Origin of the sequence: Streptomyces marinisediminis (assembly GCF_026262575.1) — a bacterium.
In the GTDB taxonomy this organism is placed as follows: Bacteria; Actinomycetota; Actinomycetes; order Streptomycetales; family Streptomycetaceae; genus Streptomyces; species Streptomyces marinisediminis.
This window is the reverse complement of record NZ_JAPKFL010000033.1, coordinates 34708-53573: the sequence shown is the minus strand read 5'-3', so window position 1 is coordinate 53573 and position 18866 is coordinate 34708. Positions and strand designations below refer to the sequence as shown.

The window sequence follows — 18866 nt, the reverse complement described above, 5'->3', positions numbered from 1 at the left end:
CCCCACCGCAACCCCCCCCCCCGCTCCCCCACTCGTTCCCCCTCACGGACCCCGCTGCGGAGGTGGGGGGGAGGGGGCAGGCATGCCGATGCCCGACACCGGGGGCGCCCCGGGCGGGCCGCGGGCCGTCGGAGCGCGGCCGGGCGAGCGGCGCGGAACGGCCGCCGCGGCCGGGGGCTACGTGCGGGAGAAGCTCGCCGCGGCCGTCGCCCGCTCGACCACCTGGTCGGGGGTTCTGCGGGCGCTGGGCTTTCGACCCAGCGGCGGGCGCAGGCGCACCGTGCAACGGCGTGTGGCCGAGTACGGGATCAGTACCGCGCACTTCGCGGGGCGGAGCCACTGGCACGCCCACTCCGACGCCGCGCTCGCGGACGCCGTGCGGGCGTCGACCTCACTGCGGGAAGTCGCCGTCAGACTCGGCGTGCGGCCCGCGAGCGGCAGCCTGTCCCACCTCGGCCGCCGCGTCCGCGCGGCCGGTCTCGACGTCACGCACTTCCCGGGGTTCGCACGGCGGGAGCAGACGCTCGACCCGCCCGTCGAGGAGCTGCGCCGTGCCGCCGCTCACGCGTCGGACGTCCGCGCGCTGGCGCGCCTCCTGGGCGTCCCCGAGGACGCGGGCGGCCGGGCGGAGCTGCGGCGCCTGCTGCGTCGGCACGCCGTCGACACGAGCCACTTCCGCCACGCGCGGGTGCCGCTGCCCGAGGAGGAGCTGCGCCGGGCGGTCTCACGGTCCACGAGCATCGCGGAGGTGGTGCGCGCCCTCGGGCTGCCGGACTCCAGCGCCAACTGGCACAGGGTGCGCCGCCGGGTGACCCGGCTCGGCCTGGACACGTCGCACTTCCGCCGTCGCCTCCGCCCGGCGGTCCGGCCACCCCTGGCCGACCCGGGGACGGGCAGGGTCTTCCGGGTCCTGCCTCCCGGGTCGCCGCGCACGGAGCACGCGCGGCTGCGGCGCGCGCTGGACGCGGCGGGCGTCCCCTACGCGTGCGTCTCCTGCGGCAACACGGGTCAGTGGCTCGGCAGGCCCATGACGCTCCAGATCGACCACCGCAACGGGGACTGGCGAGACAACCGCCGGGACAATCTGCGGTACCTGTGCCCGAACTGTCACGCCGTCACGGACACCTGGTGCGGGCGCGGCCGGGGTCGGCGCACGGCGCGGGCGGCGCGACCCGTGACACCGCCCGGGCACGGACCAGTATCATGACCCGTACTTGCGGCGGTGGCGCAGCAGGTTGACGCAGCAGACTTAGGATCTGTGGCCCGCGAGGGCTTGAGGGTTCGAATCCCTTCCGCCGCACCAGCACGGCCCGTGACCCTGGGGGTTGCGGGCCGTAGTTGTTTCGGGGGTGGTGCCCGCGGTGCGGTGCGGGGTGGGTCAGGGGAGGAGGGTGCGGAGTTCGCGGGTGAGGGCGCGGAAGGCCTGGCCGCGGTGGCTGATGGCGTTCTTCTCGTCCGGGGTCAGCTCGGCGCAGGTGCGGGACTCGCCGTCGGGCTGGAGGATCGGGTCGTAGCCGAAGCCGCCGGCGCCCGCCGGGGCGTGGCGCAGGGTACCGCGCAGTCGGCCCTCGGCGACGCGCTCGGTGCCGTCGGGCAGGGCGAGCGCGGCGGCGCAGGCGAAGTGGGCGCCCCGGTGTGCGTCGTCGATGTCGGCGAGCTGGGCCAGGAGCAGGTCGAGGTTGGCCTGGTCGTCTCCGTGGCGGCCGGCCCAGCGGGCGGAGAAGATGCCGGGGGCGCCGCCGAGGACGTCGACGCACAGCCCGGAGTCGTCCGCGACGGCGGGCGTGCCGGTGGCGCGGGCGAGCGCGTGGGCCTTGAGGAGAGCGTTCTCGGCGAAGGTGACGCCGGTCTCCTTGACGTCGGGGACGTCGGGGTGGGCGTCGGCGCCGACCAGGTCGACGGCGAGGCCGGCCGCGCCGAGGATGGCGCGCAGCTCGGTCACCTTGTGGGCGTTGCGGGTGGCGAGGATCAGTCGCTGCATGGTTCGCGCTCGCGGGGTCGTGGGGCGGGGCGGGTCAGGCGGGCGTGCAGACGTTGGTGAGCTCGTCGGCGGCACTGCCGACCGGGCTGAGGTCGGGCGCCTGACCGCTGTCGAGGGAGGTGCGGACGCCGTCGACGGCGGTGCGCAGGTCGCTGACGGCCTGGTCGACGTCGCTGTCGCCGGTGTTCGCGTCGATCTTGTCGAGGTTGTCGTCTATGCGGTTCAGCGCCTCGCGGGCCGCGGCCGGGTCCTCGCCGGCGCCGGAGACGGCTTCCTGGAGGTCGGTCACGCTCTCGCCCACCACCAGGGCGGTGTTCGCGCAGCTCAGGGCCTTGTCGACGGCGCTGCACCCCAGGGCTGCGGTGGCGGCGAGGGCGGTGGCGGCGGCGGTGAGGAGGAGGCGGCGCACGTCGGGTCCTCTTTCGGTGTCCGGTGTCGGCCGGGGGCCGGGCTGGCCGGGCCGTACGCCGGTAAGCGTACGGCCCGTGTCGTCAAGGACGTGCGGGGGCCGCCGGTGGTTGCCGCGCCCGGGCCACGCCGGGCCGCGCCCGGGTCCCGGTGGGTGCCGTCCCGGTGCCGGTGCCCGCTTGGGCCGGGGGCGCCGGGGCGCGTCAGGCGTCGGTGAGGGCCTGGCGCTGGGCGCCGTCGAGCTGGGCGCAGCCGGCCAGGGCGAGGTCGAGCAGCGCGTTCAGCTCGTCGCGGGCGAACGGCGCGCCCTCGGCCGTGCCCTGGACCTCCACGAAGCGCCCGTCGCCGGTGCAGACGACGTTCATGTCCGTCTCGGCGCGCACGTCCTCCTCGTAGCAGAGGTCGGCCAGGGGGGCGCCGTCGACGATGCCGACGCTGACGGCGGCGACGGTGCCGGTGAGCGGCTGGGCCTTCGCGCGGATCAGCTTGCGCCGCTGGCACCAGGCGACGGCGTCGGCGAGCGCGACGTAGGCGCCGGTGATGGCGGCGGTGCGGGTGCCGCCGTCGGCCTGGAGGACGTCGCAGTCCAGGACGATGGTGTTCTCGCCGAGCGCCTTGAAGTCCACGACGGAGCGCAGGGAGCGTCCGACGAGGCGGGAGATCTCGTGGGTGCGGCCGCCGATCTTGCCGCGCACGGACTCGCGGTCGCCGCGGGTGTTGGTGGCGCGGGGCAGCATCGCGTACTCGGCGGTGACCCACCCCTCGCCGCTGCCCCGGCGCCAGCGCGGCACGCCCTCGGTCACGCTGGCGGTGCACAGGACCTTGGTGTCGCCGAAGGCCACGAGCACGGACCCTTCGGCGTGCTTGCTCCAGTGCCGCTGGATGGTGACGGGGCGGAGCTGTTCGGCGGTACGGCCGTCGATACGAGACATGCGGCGAGCCTATGCGGTGGGCGCCGATAAGCCGAACGAGGCGGGGCGCCGGCGGCCGCGCGGCTCCGACAGGGTGCCGCCCGCCGGGCCCCCGGGGGCGCCGCCCGTTTCGGCTCCGGGAACGCCGACGGCCCGCCGCGGGGGCGGCGGGCCGGTGTCCCGCGGGTCCCGCGTCCGCCGGGCCTGCGCGGCGTGGTGAGCGGGGCGGGGCGGGGGTGCGGGCGGCGCGGTGGGCGTTACATCATGTCTTCGATTTCGCCCGCGATCGGGTCCGCGTCGGTGCCGATGACGACCTGGATCGCGCTGCCCATCTTCACCACGCCGTGCGCGCCGGCGCTCTTGAGCGCGGCCTCGTCGACCAGCGCCGGGTCCTCGACCTCGGTCCGCAGGCGGGTGATGCAGCCCTCGACCTCGATGATGTTCTCGACGCCGCCGAGTCCGGCGACGATCTTCTCAGCCTTGCTGGCCATATGGCTTCTCCTGTGTGTGTCGAGCCGCCGGGCGGTCAGATTGCCACATTAACCCACGGTTGGCGCACGCTCGCGCGCGTCGGCGCGGGTTGTGCCGAAAGATGGCGGTCACCGGACCCCGCACCCGCTCCGGCTGGTCTACACCAGTCGGGGGCTCCAGGCCAAACCGGGAGGGCCTCATGCGTTCCGAGACCGACGGCAGGCCCCAGCGCGGCTGGCGACAGGCGATCCTGCACGCCCTGCAGAAGCTCGGGCGCAGCCTCCAGCTCCCGGTGGCCGCACTGCCCGCCGCCGGCCTCATCCTGCGGATCGGGCAGCCCGACGTCCTCGGCGCGGAGGGGCTGGGCTGGGACCGGCTGGCGGCGGTGTTCGGCGGCGCGGGCGGCGGCATCATCGACAACATCGCCGTGCTGTTCTGCGTCGGCGTCGCGATCGGCTTCGCGCGCAAGGCGGACGGTTCGACGGCGTTCGCGGCCGTCGTCGCCTACCTGGTCTTCACCTCCGTCCTGGAGAGCGCGTTCACCGACGAGGTCACCGGCGACCCGGTGGATCCCGGGGTACTGGGCGGCGTGGTCCTCGGCGTCGTCACGGCGAAGGTCTGGGAGCGCTACCACCGCACGCGGCTGCCGGACTGGCTCGGGTTCTTCAGCGGGCGCCGCTTCGTACCGGTGCTGATGTCCTTCCTCGCCCTGGTGCTCGCCGTGGCCTTCGGCTACCTCTGGGCGCCCGTCGGCAACGCGCTGGACGGCTCCGCCGAGGCGCTGTCCGATCTCGGCGCCTGGGGGTCGGGCGTCTTCGGCGTCCTGAACCGGCTGCTCATCCCGTTCGGCATGCACATGTTGATCAACACCTTCGCCTGGTACCAGTTCGGGGAGTACACCGACGAGGAGGGCAGGGTCGTCAACGGCGACTTCTTCCGGTTCCTGGCGGGCGACCCGGAGGCCGGGATGTTCATGACCGGCTTCTACCCGATCATGATGTTCGCGCTGCCCGCCGCGGCGCTCGCCATCGCGCACAGCGCGCGCCCGGAGCGCCGCAAGGCGGTCTCCGGCATGATGCTCTCGCTGGCGCTGACCTCGTTCGTCACGGGCGTCACCGAGCCGATCGAGTTCTCCTTCGTCTACCTCGCGCCCGTGCTCTACGGCATCCACGCGCTCCTCACCGGCGTCTCGATGGCACTCACCTGGGCCCTGGGCATCCGCGAGGGCTTCACCTTCTCGGCCGGCCTCTTCGACTACCTGCTCAACTTCAACGAGGCGACGCGGCCGCTGCTGCTCATCCCGATCGGGCTGGCGTTCGCGGTCGTGTACTACGTACTGTTCCGCCTCGTGATCGTGAAGTTCGACCTGAAGACGCCGGGCCGCGAGTCGGACGAGGAGATCGCCGAGATGGAGCGCGAGAACCTGAAGTGAGCCGCCCGGGCGGCACCCCGACGGGGAGCCCGGGGCGGGGCCCGGACGCCACCGGGTGGGAGCGCTCCGGCGGCGGCTCCGCGCGGGGCCGGGACGGCCGTCTGACCGGCGGCGGCGGTGCCGCACCGCGTGCGTCCCGTGGCAGCCGGTGAGGGCCCTCGGCCGCGGGTTCCTGATCGGGTCGGCGGCATGCTACAACAGGTCTAAACCACTGGGCGGCGTCGACGGTGGCGTCGCGCCCCGGCCCAGCACTCGGACGCCGCCGTCCTCCCCCTTCCCCTTGGGCGGCGCACCTGTGCCTCTTGGAGGAAGTACATGTCCACCGCCAACGCCACGGCGGCCCCGGCGAAGCAGAAACCGCCGCTGCGCTCCCGTCTGTTCCAGGGCCTGCAGAAAGTGGGCCGGTCGCTGCAGCTCCCCATCGCCGTGCTGCCCGCCGCGGGCATCCTGCTGCGCCTGGGCCAGCCCGACGTCTTCGGCGCCGACGGCCTCGGCTGGGACGCCGTCGCCAAGGTGTTCAGCGGCGCGGGCGGCGCCCTGCTCGACTCGCACTTCGGCCTGCCCCTGCTGTTCTGCATCGGCGTGGCCATCGGCTTCGCCAAGAAGGCCGACGGCTCCACCGCGCTCGCGGCCGTCGTCGGCTTCCTCGTGTACTACTCGGTGATCCACCAGTTCCCGCTGGACGGTCCCGAGGGCGCGGAGTTCGTGTCGACGAGCTCGCTGACCGGTGCCTGGCGCGCGGGCGAGGAGGTCACGGCCGCCGCCTACCACAACCCGGGCGTGCTGGGCGGCATCATCATGGGGCTGCTCGCCGCGTCCCTGTGGCAGCGCTTCCACCGCACCAAGCTGGTGGACTGGCTGGGCTTCTTCAACGGGCGCCGGCTGGTGCCGATCCTCATGGCGTTCGTCGGCACCGGCATGGGCGTGCTCGTCGTGCTCGGCTGGCAGCCCATCGGCGACGGCATCACCTGGCTGGGTGAGGAGATCACCGCACTCGGCGCGATCGGCGCGGGCGTGTTCGGTCTGATCAACCGCGGGCTCATCCCGGTGGGCATGCACCAGTTCGTCAACACCGTCTCCTGGTTCCAGATCGGCGAGTACACCACGCCGGACGGCACCGTGGTGCAGGGTGACCTGAACCGGTTCCTCGCGGGCGACCCGAGCGCGGGCATGTTCATGTCCGGCTTCTTCCCGATCATGATGTTCGGCCTGCCCGCGGCGGCGCTGGCCATCGCGCACTGCGCCCGCCCCGAGCGGCGCAAGGCCGTGACCGGCATGATGCTCTCGCTCGCCCTCACCTCGTTCGTGACCGGCGTCACCGAGCCGATCGAGTTCTCGTTCATGTTCATCGCGCCGCTGCTGTACGCGATCCACGCGGTGCTCACGGCGATATCGATGGCGGTGACGTGGGCCCTCGGCGTCCACGCGGGCTTCATGTTCTCGGCCGGCATGATCGACTTCTCGCTGAACTGGAGTCTGGCGACGAAACCCTGGCTGATCATCCCCATCGGCCTGGTCTTCGCCGTCGTCTACTACGTCACGTTCCGCTTCGCGATCGTGAAGTTCAACCTGCCGACCCCGGGCCGGGAGCCCGAGGAGGAGGTCGAGGACGCGACCAAGGCGTAGGCCGCACGGCCCGCCCGAAGGGGGGTGGGGGGGGAGCACCGGCTCCCCCCACCCCCCTTCCGCCGCTTCGGCTGCCGCGCCGCTACAGCTCGTACACCGCTCCGGGACGGGCCAGGTCGACGGGGCCGTCGAAGGCCGCCTTCGCGTCGCGGAGGTTGACCTGCGCGTCCGTCCAGGGCGGCACGTGGGTGAGCACCAGGCGGGAGGCGTCGGCGCGGCGCGCGCACTCCCCGGCCTCGCGGCCGTTGAGGTGCAGGCCGGGGATGTCCTCCTTCCCGTGAGTGAAGGACGCCTCGCACAAGAAGAGGTCGGCGTTCTGGGCCAGCTCGTCCAGGGCCCCGCACACGCCGGTGTCCCCCGAGTAGGTGAGGACCTTGCCCGCGTGCTCGACGCGGAAGCCGTACGCCTCCACCGGATGGTTTACCAGCGCGGTGCGCACCCGCAGGGGGCCGAGGTCGAACACGGCGCCGGAGGTGAGCGTGCGGAAGTCGAAGACCTCGCGCATCGCGGTGTCCGACGGGGTGTCGGCGTGCGCGGCGGTCAGCCGCTCCTCCGTGCCGCGCGGCCCGTACACCGGCAGCGGCGGGCAGCGGCCGCCGTCGAAGCGGTAGTAGCGCACGACGAAGTAGGCGCACATGTCGATGCAGTGGTCGGCGTGCAGGTGGCTCAGCACGATCGCGTCGAGGTCGTAGAGTCCGCAGTGGCGCTGGAGCTCGCCGAGCGCCCCGTTGCCCATGTCGAGCAGCACGCGGTAGCCGTCGGCCTCGACGAGATAGCTCGAACAGGCCGAGTCCGCGGACGGGAACGAGCCCGAGGAGCCGACGACGGTGAGCTTCATAGGGGTGGGAACCTCCGCGCAGCCCGGTGAGAGGGAGTTTTCCGAGCGTAAGCGCCGTGCGGGCGGGCGGCTCCTCAGGAACGCTGGGGTGTGGGCGGAATCACCAGCGCGGGGTACGCCCGAAAACCCGTGCCGCACGGCCCCGCCCCGCCCGCCACGGACCGGCCCCGGCCGGACGGCCGGCGGCGGCCCGTGGCGGACGGGGTGGACGGGGTGGAGGCGGAAGCCGGGGGCGGCCGCGACAGAAGTCGGCCGGAGGCGAAGGGCGGGCGGCGGCGCGGTGGCGGATGCCGCACCGCGGAGTCAGGCCGGAACTCGTCCGAAGAGCCGAGCCGGAGCCGGGCTGAAGGCCCGGGCCGCAGCCACAGGGCGGGGCCGAAGTCGGGTCGGACCGAAAACCCAAGCCGGGCTCGGACCCAAACCCCGGGTCGGAGCCGCAGCCGGAGCCGGACGAAGGACGGGCCGAAGCGAAACCCCGAGCCGCAGCCGGAGCCGGACGAAGGCCGGGGCGGAGCCCGGGGCCGGGCCCCCGGCGGGGCCGCCCGGTCCGCTTGGGGCCGGGCGGCCGGGGTCGTCAGGCGCTCAGGCCCAGAGCTGACCCTTGAGCTGGGCCACGGCCTCGTCGGTGGTCGCGGCCGTGTAGATGCCGGTGGACAGGTACTTCCAGCCCCCGTCGGCGACGACGAAGACGATGTCGGCGCTCTCGCCCGCCTTCACCGCCTTGCGGCCGACGCCGATGGCCGCGTGCAGGGCGGCGCCGGTGGAGACCCCGGCGAAGATCCCCTCCTGGGACAGCAGCTCCCGGGTGCGCGCCACGGCGTCCTCGGAACCCACGGAGAAGCGGGTGGTGAGCACGGAGGCGTCGTACAGCTCGGGGACGAACCCCTCGTCCAGGTTGCGCAGCCCGTACACCAGGTCGTCGTAGCGCGGCTCGGCGGCGACGATGTGCACCCCTGGCCGGTGCTCGCGCAGGTAGCGGCCGGCGCCCATGAGGGTGCCGGTGGTGCCGAGCCCGGCGACGAAGTGCGTGACGGACGGCAGGTCGGACAGGATCTCGGGCCCGGTGGTGGCGTAGTGGGCCCCGGCGTTGTCCGGGTTGCCGTACTGGTAGAGCATCACCCAGTCCGGGTGCTCCCCGGCCAGCTCCTTGGCGACGCGGACGGCGGTGTTGGACCCTCCGGCGGCGGGCGAGGAGATGATCTCCGCGCCCCACATGGCCAGGAGCTGGCGGCGCTCCTCGCTGGTGTTCTCGGGCATGACGCACACGATGCGGTAGCCCTTGAGGCGCGCGGCCATGGCCAGTGAGATGCCGGTGTTGCCGGAGGTGGGCTCCAGGATCGTGCAGCCCGGGGTGAGCCGCCCGTCCTTCTCGGCCTGCTCGATCATGTGCAGGGCGGGACGGTCCTTGACCGAGCCGGTGGGGTTGCGGTCCTCCAGCTTGGCCCAGATCCGCACCTCCTCGGAGGGCGACAGCCGCGGGAGCCGCACCAGCGGGGTGTTCCCGACGGCGGCGAGCGGCGTGTCGTAGCGCATCAGCGCATGCCTCCGGCCACGGCGGGGAGGATGGTGACGCTGTCCCCGTCGCTGACCTTGGTGTTGATGCCCTCCAGGAAGCGCACGTCCTCGTCGTTGAGGTAGACGTTCACGAAGCGGCGCAGCTCCCCGCCGTCCACCAGGCGCTCGTGGATGCCGGTGTGCCGGGACTCCAGGTCCGTGAAGAGCTCGGCGAGGGTCGAGCCGTCGCCCTCGACGGTCTTCTGGCCGTCGGTGTGGGTGCGGAGGATGGTGGGAATGCGGACCTCAATGGCCATGGGTGTGCTCCTGACGGGGTCGATGGGATGCGCGGGGCGTACGGCGGCGGCGCGCACGCCCGCCGACCCGGGGCGTGCGGCCGGCGGGCAAGGGCGCGGACTCAACACATGGCGCTGGAAAGGCGGCACAGATCGACGTGCGGGCGCGTGACGAGCAGGCTGCCCGGGGCCTCGTTGTTCACGTCGTGGATAACCATGGGCTCATCGTAGCGATTCCCGCACTCGATTTCGGAGTCGGGTTTCGCACTGCGGACTCACCCGTCTCACGATGTGTCAGACGGCGGTTTCCACGACCTTCACGTCCTCCTCGGTGACGACACCGTCCACGATGCGGAACGAACGGAAGGACACCGGCCCCTCGTCGTTGCCGCACTCGGCGGTGGACACCAGGACGTAGTGCGCGGCCGGTTCGTTGGCGTAGGAGATGTCGGTGCGCGAGGGGTAGGCCTCCGTGGCGGTGTGCGAGTGGTAGATGACCACCGGCTCCTCGTCCCGGTCGTCCATCTCGCGGTAGAGCTTGAGCAGGTCGCCCGAGTCGAACTCGTAGAACGTCGGGGAGCGCGCGGCGTTCAGCATCGGGATGAACCGCTCGGGTCGCCCGGTGCCGACGGGGCCTGCGACGACGCCGCACGCCTCGTCGGGGTGGTCGGCGCGCGCGTGCGCGACGATCTGGTCGTGCAGCGTTCGGGTGATGGTCAGCATGGGCCGAAGCATACGCAGCACTCCCGCGCTCGTCGGCCGAACCGCCTCACATCGCGAGACGGCGGCTCACTGTGCGAGACGTCGCAGGAAGACGCCGTGCGGGCGCCCCGGCGGAGGGCGGCGGACGGGGCGGGGCACAGCGCGGGACGCACCGGCGGGAGCCGCCGGGCGGAGGGAGGCAGCGGGCGGAGCCTGGCACGGCTCCCTCACACGGCACGCCGCCCCGTGCGGCACGGCCTCCTCCCCTCACGCGGCACGGCCGCCGCGTGCCGCGCGGCTCTCCTCCACCGCGCGGCCGCGCCACGGGGCACGGCGGCCGCCCCGGGAACGCGGCGTGCCCCCGGCCTGGTCGGCCGGGGGCACGTGCGGTGCGCGGAGTGGACGCCCGTGGGGCGCCGGGGGCGTCAGATGCTCTTGCGCACGTCGACCGGGGCTTCGGCCGCCGCCTCGTCCGCCTCGATCTGCTCGTCGGACTCGCCCGCGTCGCGCCGGCGGACGTAGTCCAGCACCTTGCGCAGCTCCTTCTTGACCACCGGGGCCAGCAGGTAGAGGCCGATGATGTTGAACAGGGCCGCCATGAACAGCGTGGAGTCGGCCAGGGAGACCAGCGTGCCCAGGCCCAGCAGGGCGCCGGAGATCACGATGGCGCAGAAGACGACCTTGTAGATCAGGTCCTTGGTCCTGCTGTGGCCGAAGAGGAAGCCCCAGCACTTGAGGCCGTAGTAGCCCCAGGTGATGACGGTGGAGAAGGCGAAGAGCACGACCGCGATGGTCAGGATGTAGGGGAACCAGGGCAGCGCGGTGTCGAAGGCGTCGGAGGTGAGGGAGATGCCGAAGCTGGTGCTGCCGTCGACCTCGCCACCGCTGATCGCGGTCTCCCGGGCCTCCTGGTAGAGCGGGCCGCTGGCGATGACGATGGTCAGCGCCGTCATGGTGCAGATGACCACGGTGTCGATGAAGGGCTCCAGCATGGCCACGAGGCCCTCGGTGGCCGGGCGCTTGGTCTTGACCGCGGAGTGGGCGATGGGCGCCGAGCCGATGCCGGCCTCGTTGGAGAACGCGGCGCGCTTGAAGCCGATGATCAGGGCACCCAGGACACCGCCGGCCACGCCCTCCGGGTTGAACGCCTCGCTGACGATCGTCCCGATGGCCTCGGGCACGGCCGTGATGTTGAAGCCGATGACCAGCAGACAGGCGATGACGTAGACGATCGCCATGGCCGGGACGAGGCGGCTGGTGACGGCGCCGATGGAGCGCATGCCGCCGATGAGGACGAGCGCGACGAGCGCGGCGATCACCACGCCGAAGAAGAGCGCGCCCCCGCTGGTGGCGAAGACGCTGTCCTCGCCGCCGGTGACGGAGACGACCTGCTCCAGGGACTGGTTGACCTGGAAGAGGTTGCCGCCGAAGAAGGTGAAGAACAGCAGGCTGATGGCCGCGCCGACGGCCAGCACTTTGCCCAGGGTCGCCAGGCCGCGCTCGGCCAGGCCCTTGCGCAGATACATCATCGGACCGCCGTTGACGGTCCCGTCGGCGTTGAACTCGCGGTACTTCACGCCGAGCGTGCACTCCACGAACTTCGTCGCCATGCCGAGGAGGCCGCAGAGGATCATCCAGAACGTGGCCCCGGGGCCGCCGATGGAGATCGCGATGGCGACACCGGCGATGTTGCCCAGGCCCACGGTTCCGGAGACGGCCGAGGTCAGAGCCTGGAAGTGCGGAACCTCACCGGGCGCGTCCTTCTGGTCGTACTTGCCCCGGACCAGTCGGGTGGCGATCCGCACGTGCCGGAACTGCGCGAATCCGAAGTAGGCCGAGAAGACGGCACCGGCTACGACGAGCCAGCCGACGATGAGCGGAAAATCAGTTCCGAAGACGTTGACGGTGTAGAAGACGATGTCGCCCAGAAAGTTGGAGACCGGGTCGAAGACGTTGTTTACAGCTTCGTCGACCCTGTCGGTCCAAGAGGTTTCGGTGGTTGCCATGAATGACCTCTGGCTCAATGCGGCTGGCTGGTGTAGGGGGTCACCGGCGGGGTGCCGATACCTGATCTGCGAGCGGTGCGTGAAGCGTGGGTGCCCGGGGGCCGTACGCAGTGTGCTCCGAAATTCGCCCGGGCGTCAGCCCTGTGTAAATAACGGATTGGCCGTTCCTACCACGCAGCGCGACACGGGACGTGTGACCTGGATCACATGCTCGCATTACGGTCGGGCGACAGGTCGACATAGCGCAGCAAAACGGGCAGTCGCTGTAATGAGCGTAAACCTCGACACCGATTATCGGCGCATTCCGCTCACCATACGTGACGGTAATCGGGCACAACGCGCGTAGCCCGAACCCGGTGGAAGAACACACGTGAAAGCCGCCGGAAAGCCCCCGGCGGGCCGAACGATGACCACGCGATGACCACCCGGTGAGCGCCACGACCGGCACGGCGGAACCCGGAGAGGCCGGAGAAGCCGAAGCACCCGGAGAGGCCGGAGAAGCGGAGAAGAAGGCGCGGACACCAGGCCGAGCCCACCGCGTCCGGTCTGGCGTAACCGGAAGAACGCGGGCCCGCGCCGACGGCGGAGGCGACAGCCGACGGCGCGGCTACCCGAGGCGACAGCCAGCAGCCGTGGCGCGGACGGAGGCGACAGCCAGCGGCCGCGACGCGGACGGAGGCGGCGGTCGGCGGTCGTGGCGCGGACGGGGCCGGCCCGCGGGCGCCCGCGCCACGTCAGGGCAGCAGCGTCTCGACGAGCGTCTCCTGGAGCCCGCCCAGCCACAGGTAGGCCATGACCAGCGGCTTGCGCGGGTCCTCGTCCGGCAGCCGGTACAGCTCGTCGGCCGTGTCCTCGTCCCCGACGTCCAGGCGGGACCCGAGCGTCAGCCGCAGGTCGTTGAGGGTGCCCAGCCAGCGCCGGGACTCCTCCGGGGCGAGGGTGAGCACCGCGGCGCCGGAGCCGTCCGGCCGCAGGGCGTCCAGCGCGTGCACCACCGCGAGGCCGTCCTCGCGCTTGCGGGTGCGCAGCTCGTTCTCGGTGTACCGGCGGAACTCGGCCGACGCCTCTCGCGCGGCGCGGTCCTCGCGCTCGCCGGGGGCCGAGTAGGCGTCGGGGAAGAGCCGGGCCAGCGCGGGGTCGCTGGGCGGTTCGGTGGGCCCGTCGGTGAACAGCTCGGCCAGCGGGTCGTCGGCGGCGTCGGCGGGCTGCTCGCCGGGGCCGATGAGCTCCAGGAGCTGCACGGTGAGGCTGCGCAGGATGGACAGCTCGATCTCGTCCAGCGCGATCGCCGCGCCGCCGGGCACGCTGGTGGAGGGTTCGAAGTGGCCGGCCATCAGCGCTCCTGCTGCAGCGTCGCCCACAGGCCGTAGCCGTGCATCGCCTGCACGTCCCGCTCCATCTCCTCGCGGCTGCCGCTGGAGACGATCGCGCGGCCCTTGTGGTGCACGTCGAGCATGAGCTGGTGGGCCTTGTCCTTGGAGTAGCCGAAGTACGCCTGGAAGACGTAGGTCACGTAGCTCATGAGGTTGACCGGGTCGTTGTGCACGACCGTCACCCACGGGACGTCGGGCTCAGGCACCGCGGCCGCGGCCTCCTGCTCCTCCGTCTGTTCGATCTCCAGGGGTACCGTCACGGGTCCCATGCTGCCACCGCCCCCCGGTGGGTGCGCAAACGCCCCGCGCCATCGGGGTACCGGGTCCGCCGCCGGGCCCGCCCCCCGATATCGTCACGTTGACGAGATGTGGGGTACGATCGGCCGTATGGACGTTGCTGGAGAGCTGGGTCTGCCGGTCGCCGTGCCCTCGACCGCGCTGTTCACCGACCACTACGAGCTGACCATGGTGCAGGCGGCGCTGCGCGCCGGCACCGCGCACCGGCGCTCGGTGTTCGAGGTCTTCACCCGGCGGCTGCCCGAGGGCCGCCGCTACGGCGTCGTGGCCGGCACGGGGCGGGTGCTGGACGCGGTGGAGAACTTCCGGTTCGAGCCGGACGTGCTGGACTTCCTGCGCGAGCAGCGCGTCGTGGACGAGCCGACGCTCGCCTGGCTCGCCGACTACCGCTTCCGCGGCGACATCTCCGGCTACCCGGAGGGCGAGGTCTACTTCCCCGGCTCCCCGATCCTGCGCGTCGAGGGCACCTTCGCCGAGTGCGTGCTGCTGGAGACGGTCGTGCTGTCGGTCCTCAACCACGACTCCGCCGTCGCCGCGGCGGCGTCCCGCATGGCGGTGGCCGCCGGGGAGCGCCCGCTGATGGAGATGGGCGCCCGGCGCACCCACGAGCTGTCCGCGGTGGCCGCCGCCCGGGCCGCCTACGTCGGCGGGTTCTCGGCCACCTCCGACCTGGCCGCCGGGTTCCGGTACGGCATCCCCACCGTCGGCACGAGCGCGCACTCCTTCACGCTGCTGCACGACACCGAGCGCGACGCCTTCACCGCGCAGGTCGCCTCGATGGGCCGCGGCACCACGCTGCTGGTGGACACCTACGACGTCGCGGAGGCCGTCCGCACCGCCGTGGAGGTCGCCGGGCCGGGGCTCGGCGCGGTGCGCATCGACTCCGGCGACCTGCTGCTGCTCGCCCACCGGGTGCGCGGCCAGTTGGACGAGCTCGGCGCGCACGACACCCGGATCATCGTCACCAGCGACCTGGACGAGTACGCCATCGCCTCACTGGCCGTGGCCCCGGTGGACGCCTACGGGGTGGGCACCCGGCTGGTCACCGGCAGCGGGCACCCGACGTGCTCGATGGTCTACAAGCTCGTCGCCCGCGCGGAGAGCGACGCGCCCGGCGCGCCGCTGTGCCCGGTGGCGAAGAAGTCCATGGGCGGGAAGCTGTCGCTGGGCGGCGCCAAGTGGGCGGCGCGGCGCCCCGACGCCGACGGGGTGGCCGAGGCGGAAGTGGTGGGCACCGGGACGGTTCCCGCGGAGCTGGCTGGGCATGAGCTGGCCGTGGAGCTGGTACGCGGGGGCGAGGTCGTCGGCCGGGAGCCGCTGGAGGTGCCGCGCGAGCGGCACCGGCGGGCCCGCGCGGGGCTGCCGCTGTCGGCGACCCAGCTCTCGGCGGGCGAGCCCGTGCTGCCCACGGAGTACGTAAGCGGCACCGCCCGGGGGGACGAGGGGGCGTCGCGGACGCCGGAAGGAGCGCGGCGGCATGCGGCGGGGTAGAGGGCGCGCGAGCGCCGGCAAGGCCGAGAGCGAAGGGTGTGCACCATGCACCGGGCACTGATCGTCGTCGACGTGCAGAACGACTTCTGCGAGGGCGGCAGCCTCGGGGTGGCCGGCGGCGCCGAGGTCGCCGCCGCCATCACCGACCTGGTGGGTGACGCGACGGCGGGTTACCGCTACGTCGTGGCCACCCGTGACCACCACGTGGACCCCGGGGACCACTTCCACGAGCAGCCCGACTACGTGCGCACGTGGCCGCCGCACTGCGTGGCCGGGACGGAGGGCGTGGGCTTCCACCCCAACTTCGCCCCCGCGGTCGCCTCCGGCGCGATCGACACCGTCTTCGACAAGGGCCACTACTCGGCGGCGTACAGCGGTTTCGAGGGCGCGGACGAGCACGGCACGGCGCTGGCGGACTGGCTGCGCGCGCGGGAGGTGAGCGAGGTCGACGTCGTCGGCATCGCCACGGACCACTGCGTGCGGGCGACGGCCCTGGACGCCGTCCGCGCGGGGCTGCGCACCCGGGTCCTGCTGGACCTGACGGCGGGCGTCGCCCCGGAGACGGTGGAGCGGGCGCTGGAGGAGCTGCGCGAAGCCGGCGTGGCCCTCACCGGCAAGCCGGCCGGCTAGCGCGCCCGGGCTCCGGCAGGCCCCGGCAGGCCCCGCGACACGGCACGCCCGCACGGCGCGCGCCCCGGGCGGGCAGGCCCGGGGTGCTCAGGCGCGGGCTCCGGCGCGCAGGAGGGCGCGCATGGGCTGCCAGAGACCGGCCTCCGCGCCGCGCCACACCACGCCGTCGGGGTGGTGCAGCACCGCCGAGACCTCGTCCGGCGTCGGCGGGTCGGCGTTGCCGCGCAGGTAGACGGCGCGCAGCCCCAGGTTGCGCAGCCGGGTCAGCGCGCGGGCGCGGTTCACCGCGTGCACCAGGACGCGCACCCGGCCGTGCCCGGGGCCCGGGAGGGACACGGCCACGACGACGCTGCCGTCCGGCTGGAGGGCGTACCCGCCTCCCGTCATGATCGGCTCCCCCGTGTGGTGGTGTCGGTCGGTCCCCCGCATCACAGCACGATCGGCCGCCGCCCCGCTAGGGGGCGACGGCCGATCGCCTGCTGACCTCAGGTGTTGCCCGAGCGCCACGCGAGGGTGACGCTCAGTGGCGGGTCACCACCACTTCGAGGGGCCCACCATGACCGTCAGGTGCTTCCCGTGCCAGGGCTGGCCCAGGATGGTGATGCGGGTGTTGGTGTTGGGCACCTTCACGCCGCCGGTCGGGTTCGACTCGTACCAGTAGGTGCCGAGGCGGTCGTCGAAGAACGGCTTGGGCAGGTTGCCGCTGATCTTCGTCGGCTCGCCGCCCTTGTGGAGCGTGAAGCCGCGCGTCGGGTACCAGCTGAACGTCGAGTCGTAGCCCTGGATGCGGTTGCGCATCAGCGAACCGTCCGACCACTTCTCCGGCTTGGCGTGCGCGTCGACCGGGAGGACCAGGCCCTCGCCGGGGTGGACGCCGACGTTGTTGTCGAGCTGCGAGGTGTCCCACAGCCACACCAGCATGCCGGTCTGGTACTTGAAGTGCTCGACCCAGTCGGGACGCTCCGGGTGACCGAAGTTGTACGGGCCCGTGCGCAGCGTCTTGTCGTAGCCGGTGTACTGCCGGTTCTCGACGATGTAGAACTGCGGGTACGACTTGGTGAAGGACTCGCCGATACGGGTGAAGCCGTCGGCCGTCCAGCCCGCGTCGCCGTCCTCGGCGCCGTCCTCGAGGACCGGCTCGCCGTCCGCGGTGATGACCATCTGGTCGCCGGCGAAGCCCATCTCGGCCACACCGCCGTCCGTGCGGTACCAGAACCGCAGGTCGACCTCCTGGCCCGCGTAGGCGTCCAGGGAGTACGAGAGGTCCACGTAGCCGCCGGACTCGCCGTCCAGCGCCGGGGTGCCGGAGCCGTCCCGCGAGATCGGCTCGCCGTTGGCCGTGCCGTCCAGCGCCGTCCAGCTCTGGCCGCCGTCCGTGGAGACCTGCGTGTAGAGGTAGTCGTACCCGGCCTCGATCTCCCACCAGCCCTTGAGGTCGAGGGAGGCGGAGGACGCGCCGGTCAGGTCGACCGAGCGGGTCAGGGTGTTGCTGAGGTCGTCGCCGCTGCCGCTCCACCACTGCGTCTCGCCCTCGGCGGGCTTGACGACGGTCGTGGTCAGCTCCTTCTCGGGCAGCTCGACGAGGACCGCCTGGGCGTCCTTGCGCTTCTTGCGGCCGTTCGGCTCGTCGGCCTGCGGCGCGAGCCGGTGCACCGAGGTGGTGGCGGCCTTGGCCGTCTCGTAGTCGAGCCAGCCGAGCTGGAGCTTGTCCCAGGCCGTCATCTCGCCGGCCCAGTCGCCGATGGCGTCCTCGCCCTTGCCGAGCCAGGAGCCGGAGGACATGAGCGACCAGTAGGCGACGGCCGACTCACCGGTGCCGGTGGTGTCGTAGAGGTCCGGCAGGCCGAGGTCGTGGGCGTACTCGTGGGCGAAGACGCCCAGGCCGCCGTTCTCCGGCTGCACGGTGTAGTCGCCGACCCAGATGCCGGTGTCGCCGATCTGCGTGCCGCCGGCCTTGTTGAACTCGGGGCCGGTCTTGCCGAAGTCGGTGCCGTAGGCGTACCAGCGGTGGGCCCAGATGGCGTCCTCGCCCTGCGCGCCGCCGCCGGCCGACTCGTCCTCACCGGCGTGGACGAACTGGAAGTGGTCCAGGTAGCCGTCCGGCTCGTTGAAGTCGCCGTCGGCGTCGTAGTCGTAGCGGTCCCACACGTCGTACTCGGCGAGGGTCGCCTTGATCTGCTCGTCGGACCGGCCCTTGTCCTTCTGGTCCGCCACCCAGGCGTTGACGCCGTCGCGGACGGCGTCCCAGACCGTGTTGCAGGTGGTCTGGCCGCAGGCGTTGTTGCCGTAGCGGGCCTCGTTGTAGTCGACCTTGACCCAGTCCGAGACGGTGCCGTCGACGGTGTACTTGCCCGAGGACTGGGTCTCGAAGTAGGTCTTCACGCTGCCGGGGCCATCACCGAAGTAGATGTCCTCGAAGTGCTCGCGGTCGAAGTCCTCCTGCCACAGCGTGGTGTTGTTCTCGCTGCGGTCCGGACGCTCGATCTGGTTGTGCAGCGGGCCGGGGGTGCCGCCGTAGCGCGGGTCGACCTTGTCACCGAACTCCAGGAGGATGGTGAAGATCTTGTCGGTCTTCACCTGCTCCATCTCGACGTACTTCTCGTCGTCGAGCTTCATCACCTTGGAGCCGTTGCGCTCCTGCGGCTTCTCACCCGAGGCGAGCGCTTCGAGCGCGGCGAGCTTCTGCCCGTTCTGCTTCTTGGTGAGGGGGCCCTCCAGGTTGTGCTCGACGTGCCCCTTGTGCTCCGCCTGCGGGTGCGGCTGCTCGTCGTGGGCCTCCTGGGCGTGCGCCGCGGTAGCGGGCAGCACCGGCAGCACGGCGGCTGCGCCCATGGCGGCGACGGCGGTGGCCAGCGCCGTTGTTCTCGATCTTATGGATCGACGTGGTCTGGTCACGAGTGTGTGTTCCTC

The 18866-nt window shown here is 72.4% G+C and carries 19 protein-coding genes and 1 tRNA gene; 6 read left to right on the top strand and 14 right to left on the bottom strand.

What is annotated here, in order from left to right; genetic code table 11:
* The first annotated feature begins 82 nt into the window (after positions 1 to 82).
* Positions 83 to 1207, top strand: coding sequence for an HNH endonuclease signature motif containing protein (locus OSB71_RS21810; protein ID WP_265950499.1), 1125 nt, complete (start codon positions 83 to 85; stop codon positions 1205 to 1207).
* A gap of 9 nt (positions 1208 to 1216) precedes the next feature.
* Positions 1217 to 1303: transfer RNA gene (locus OSB71_RS21805), tRNA-Leu, on the top strand.
* A 75-nt stretch (positions 1304 to 1378) separates the two neighbouring features.
* Here the strand turns inward: OSB71_RS21805 and rdgB are convergent.
* The 4 genes from rdgB to OSB71_RS21785 form a co-directional block, all read right to left on the bottom strand.
* On the bottom strand, positions 1379 to 1981 hold the full coding sequence (gene rdgB / locus OSB71_RS21800; protein WP_265950498.1) for an RdgB/HAM1 family non-canonical purine NTP pyrophosphatase: 603 nt from the start codon (positions 1979 to 1981) through the stop codon (positions 1379 to 1381).
* A gap of 34 nt (positions 1982 to 2015) precedes the next feature.
* Positions 2016 to 2390, bottom strand: coding sequence for a hypothetical protein (locus OSB71_RS21795; protein ID WP_265950497.1), 375 nt, complete (start codon positions 2388 to 2390; stop codon positions 2016 to 2018).
* Positions 2391 to 2592: 202 nt separating this feature from the next.
* Complete coding sequence (gene rph, locus OSB71_RS21790) at positions 2593 to 3321, bottom strand: ribonuclease PH (RefSeq protein ID WP_265950496.1); 729 nt, start codon at positions 3319 to 3321, stop codon at positions 2593 to 2595.
* Positions 3322 to 3557: 236 nt separating this feature from the next.
* On the bottom strand, positions 3558 to 3791 hold the full coding sequence (locus tag OSB71_RS21785; protein ID WP_265950495.1) for a PTS sugar transporter subunit IIB: 234 nt from the start codon (positions 3789 to 3791) through the stop codon (positions 3558 to 3560).
* A gap of 179 nt (positions 3792 to 3970) precedes the next feature.
* Between OSB71_RS21785 and OSB71_RS21780 the strand changes: the two genes are divergently transcribed.
* Together OSB71_RS21780 and OSB71_RS21775 are read left to right on the top strand one after the other, a co-directional pair.
* Complete coding sequence (locus tag OSB71_RS21780; RefSeq protein ID WP_265950494.1) at positions 3971 to 5203, top strand: PTS transporter subunit EIIC; 1233 nt, start codon at positions 3971 to 3973, stop codon at positions 5201 to 5203.
* A gap of 315 nt (positions 5204 to 5518) precedes the next feature.
* Positions 5519 to 6829 (top strand): PTS transporter subunit EIIC, encoded by a 1311-nt coding sequence (locus OSB71_RS21775; RefSeq protein ID WP_265950493.1) that lies wholly within the window; start codon positions 5519 to 5521, stop codon positions 6827 to 6829.
* 82 nt (positions 6830 to 6911) lie between these two features.
* Here the strand turns inward: OSB71_RS21775 and OSB71_RS21770 are convergent, their stop codons facing one another.
* The 8 genes from OSB71_RS21770 to clpS form a co-directional block, all read right to left on the bottom strand.
* Positions 6912 to 7667: an MBL fold metallo-hydrolase gene (locus OSB71_RS21770; protein ID WP_265950492.1), complete on the bottom strand. Its 756-nt coding sequence runs from the start codon at positions 7665 to 7667 to the stop codon at positions 6912 to 6914.
* A 582-nt stretch (positions 7668 to 8249) separates the two neighbouring features.
* Positions 8250 to 9200: a PLP-dependent cysteine synthase family protein gene (locus tag OSB71_RS21765; RefSeq protein ID WP_265950491.1), complete on the bottom strand. Its 951-nt coding sequence runs from the start codon at positions 9198 to 9200 to the stop codon at positions 8250 to 8252.
* A complete protein-coding gene (locus OSB71_RS21760; protein ID WP_265950490.1) occupies positions 9200 to 9478 on the bottom strand; it encodes a MoaD/ThiS family protein in 279 nt (92 codons plus the stop codon). Before OSB71_RS21760 ends, OSB71_RS21765 begins: the two co-directional genes overlap by 1 nt.
* Before the next feature lie 101 nt (positions 9479 to 9579).
* Positions 9580 to 9675, bottom strand: coding sequence for a putative leader peptide (locus tag OSB71_RS24550; RefSeq protein WP_323055329.1), 96 nt, complete (start codon positions 9673 to 9675; stop codon positions 9580 to 9582).
* Positions 9676 to 9751: 76 nt separating this feature from the next.
* Positions 9752 to 10180 carry a M67 family metallopeptidase gene (locus OSB71_RS21755; RefSeq protein WP_265950489.1) on the bottom strand — a complete coding sequence of 143 codons (429 nt, stop codon included), beginning with the start codon at positions 10178 to 10180 and terminating at the stop codon, positions 9752 to 9754.
* A 404-nt stretch (positions 10181 to 10584) separates the two neighbouring features.
* Entirely contained in the window at positions 10585 to 12165 is a 1581-nt protein-coding gene (locus OSB71_RS21750) for an alanine/glycine:cation symporter family protein (RefSeq protein WP_265950488.1), read from the bottom strand.
* A gap of 734 nt (positions 12166 to 12899) precedes the next feature.
* Positions 12900 to 13499, bottom strand: coding sequence for a DUF2017 domain-containing protein (locus OSB71_RS21745; RefSeq protein WP_265950487.1), 600 nt, complete (start codon positions 13497 to 13499; stop codon positions 12900 to 12902).
* On the bottom strand, positions 13499 to 13807 hold the full coding sequence (gene clpS, locus OSB71_RS21740) for an ATP-dependent Clp protease adapter ClpS (protein WP_265950486.1): 309 nt from the start codon (positions 13805 to 13807) through the stop codon (positions 13499 to 13501). Before clpS ends, OSB71_RS21745 begins: the two co-directional genes overlap by 1 nt.
* 118 nt (positions 13808 to 13925) lie before the next feature.
* Here clpS and OSB71_RS21735 point away from each other — a divergent pair, with 118 nt between their 5' ends.
* Both OSB71_RS21735 and OSB71_RS21730 read left to right on the top strand, forming a co-directional pair.
* Positions 13926 to 15326 (top strand): nicotinate phosphoribosyltransferase, encoded by a 1401-nt coding sequence (locus OSB71_RS21735; RefSeq protein ID WP_265950485.1) that lies wholly within the window; start codon positions 13926 to 13928, stop codon positions 15324 to 15326.
* Between the two features lie 45 nt (positions 15327 to 15371).
* A complete protein-coding gene (locus OSB71_RS21730; RefSeq protein ID WP_265950484.1) occupies positions 15372 to 15956 on the top strand; it encodes an isochorismatase family protein in 585 nt (194 codons plus the stop codon).
* Positions 15957 to 16043: 87 nt separating this feature from the next.
* Here the strand turns inward: OSB71_RS21730 and OSB71_RS21725 are convergent, their stop codons facing one another.
* Both OSB71_RS21725 and OSB71_RS21720 read right to left on the bottom strand, forming a co-directional pair.
* On the bottom strand, positions 16044 to 16343 hold the full coding sequence (locus tag OSB71_RS21725) for a hypothetical protein (RefSeq protein ID WP_265950483.1): 300 nt from the start codon (positions 16341 to 16343) through the stop codon (positions 16044 to 16046).
* A gap of 144 nt (positions 16344 to 16487) precedes the next feature.
* Positions 16488 to 18851, bottom strand: coding sequence for an immune inhibitor A domain-containing protein (locus tag OSB71_RS21720; protein WP_265950482.1), 2364 nt, complete (start codon positions 18849 to 18851; stop codon positions 16488 to 16490).
* Positions 18852 to 18866: the final 15 nt, after the last annotated feature.

Coding starts and splice junctions, on each gene's coding strand:
- OSB71_RS21765 (WP_265950491.1), bottom strand. CDS start 9,200: ATGCGCTACGACACGCCGCTCGCCGCCGTCGGGAACACCCCGCTGGTG.
- OSB71_RS21745 (WP_265950487.1), bottom strand. CDS start 13,499: ATGGCCGGCCACTTCGAACCCTCCACCAGCGTGCCCGGCGGCGCGGCG.
- rdgB (WP_265950498.1), bottom strand. CDS start 1,981: ATGCAGCGACTGATCCTCGCCACCCGCAACGCCCACAAGGTGACCGAG.
- OSB71_RS21780 (WP_265950494.1), top strand. CDS start 3,971: ATGCGTTCCGAGACCGACGGCAGGCCCCAGCGCGGCTGGCGACAGGCG.
- OSB71_RS21735 (WP_265950485.1), top strand. CDS start 13,926: ATGGACGTTGCTGGAGAGCTGGGTCTGCCGGTCGCCGTGCCCTCGACC.
- OSB71_RS21775 (WP_265950493.1), top strand. CDS start 5,519: ATGTCCACCGCCAACGCCACGGCGGCCCCGGCGAAGCAGAAACCGCCG.
- OSB71_RS24550 (WP_323055329.1), bottom strand. CDS start 9,675: ATGGTTATCCACGACGTGAACAACGAGGCCCCGGGCAGCCTGCTCGTC.
- OSB71_RS21750 (WP_265950488.1), bottom strand. CDS start 12,165: ATGGCAACCACCGAAACCTCTTGGACCGACAGGGTCGACGAAGCTGTA.
- OSB71_RS21785 (WP_265950495.1), bottom strand. CDS start 3,791: ATGGCCAGCAAGGCTGAGAAGATCGTCGCCGGACTCGGCGGCGTCGAG.
- OSB71_RS21810 (WP_265950499.1), top strand. CDS start 83: ATGCCGATGCCCGACACCGGGGGCGCCCCGGGCGGGCCGCGGGCCGTC.
- OSB71_RS21755 (WP_265950489.1), bottom strand. CDS start 10,180: ATGCTGACCATCACCCGAACGCTGCACGACCAGATCGTCGCGCACGCG.
- OSB71_RS21725 (WP_265950483.1), bottom strand. CDS start 16,343: ATGACGGGAGGCGGGTACGCCCTCCAGCCGGACGGCAGCGTCGTCGTG.
- OSB71_RS21770 (WP_265950492.1), bottom strand. CDS start 7,667: ATGAAGCTCACCGTCGTCGGCTCCTCGGGCTCGTTCCCGTCCGCGGAC.
- clpS (WP_265950486.1), bottom strand. CDS start 13,807: ATGGGACCCGTGACGGTACCCCTGGAGATCGAACAGACGGAGGAGCAG.
- OSB71_RS21730 (WP_265950484.1), top strand. CDS start 15,372: ATGCACCGGGCACTGATCGTCGTCGACGTGCAGAACGACTTCTGCGAG.
- rph (WP_265950496.1), bottom strand. CDS start 3,321: ATGTCTCGTATCGACGGCCGTACCGCCGAACAGCTCCGCCCCGTCACC.
- OSB71_RS21760 (WP_265950490.1), bottom strand. CDS start 9,478: ATGGCCATTGAGGTCCGCATTCCCACCATCCTCCGCACCCACACCGAC.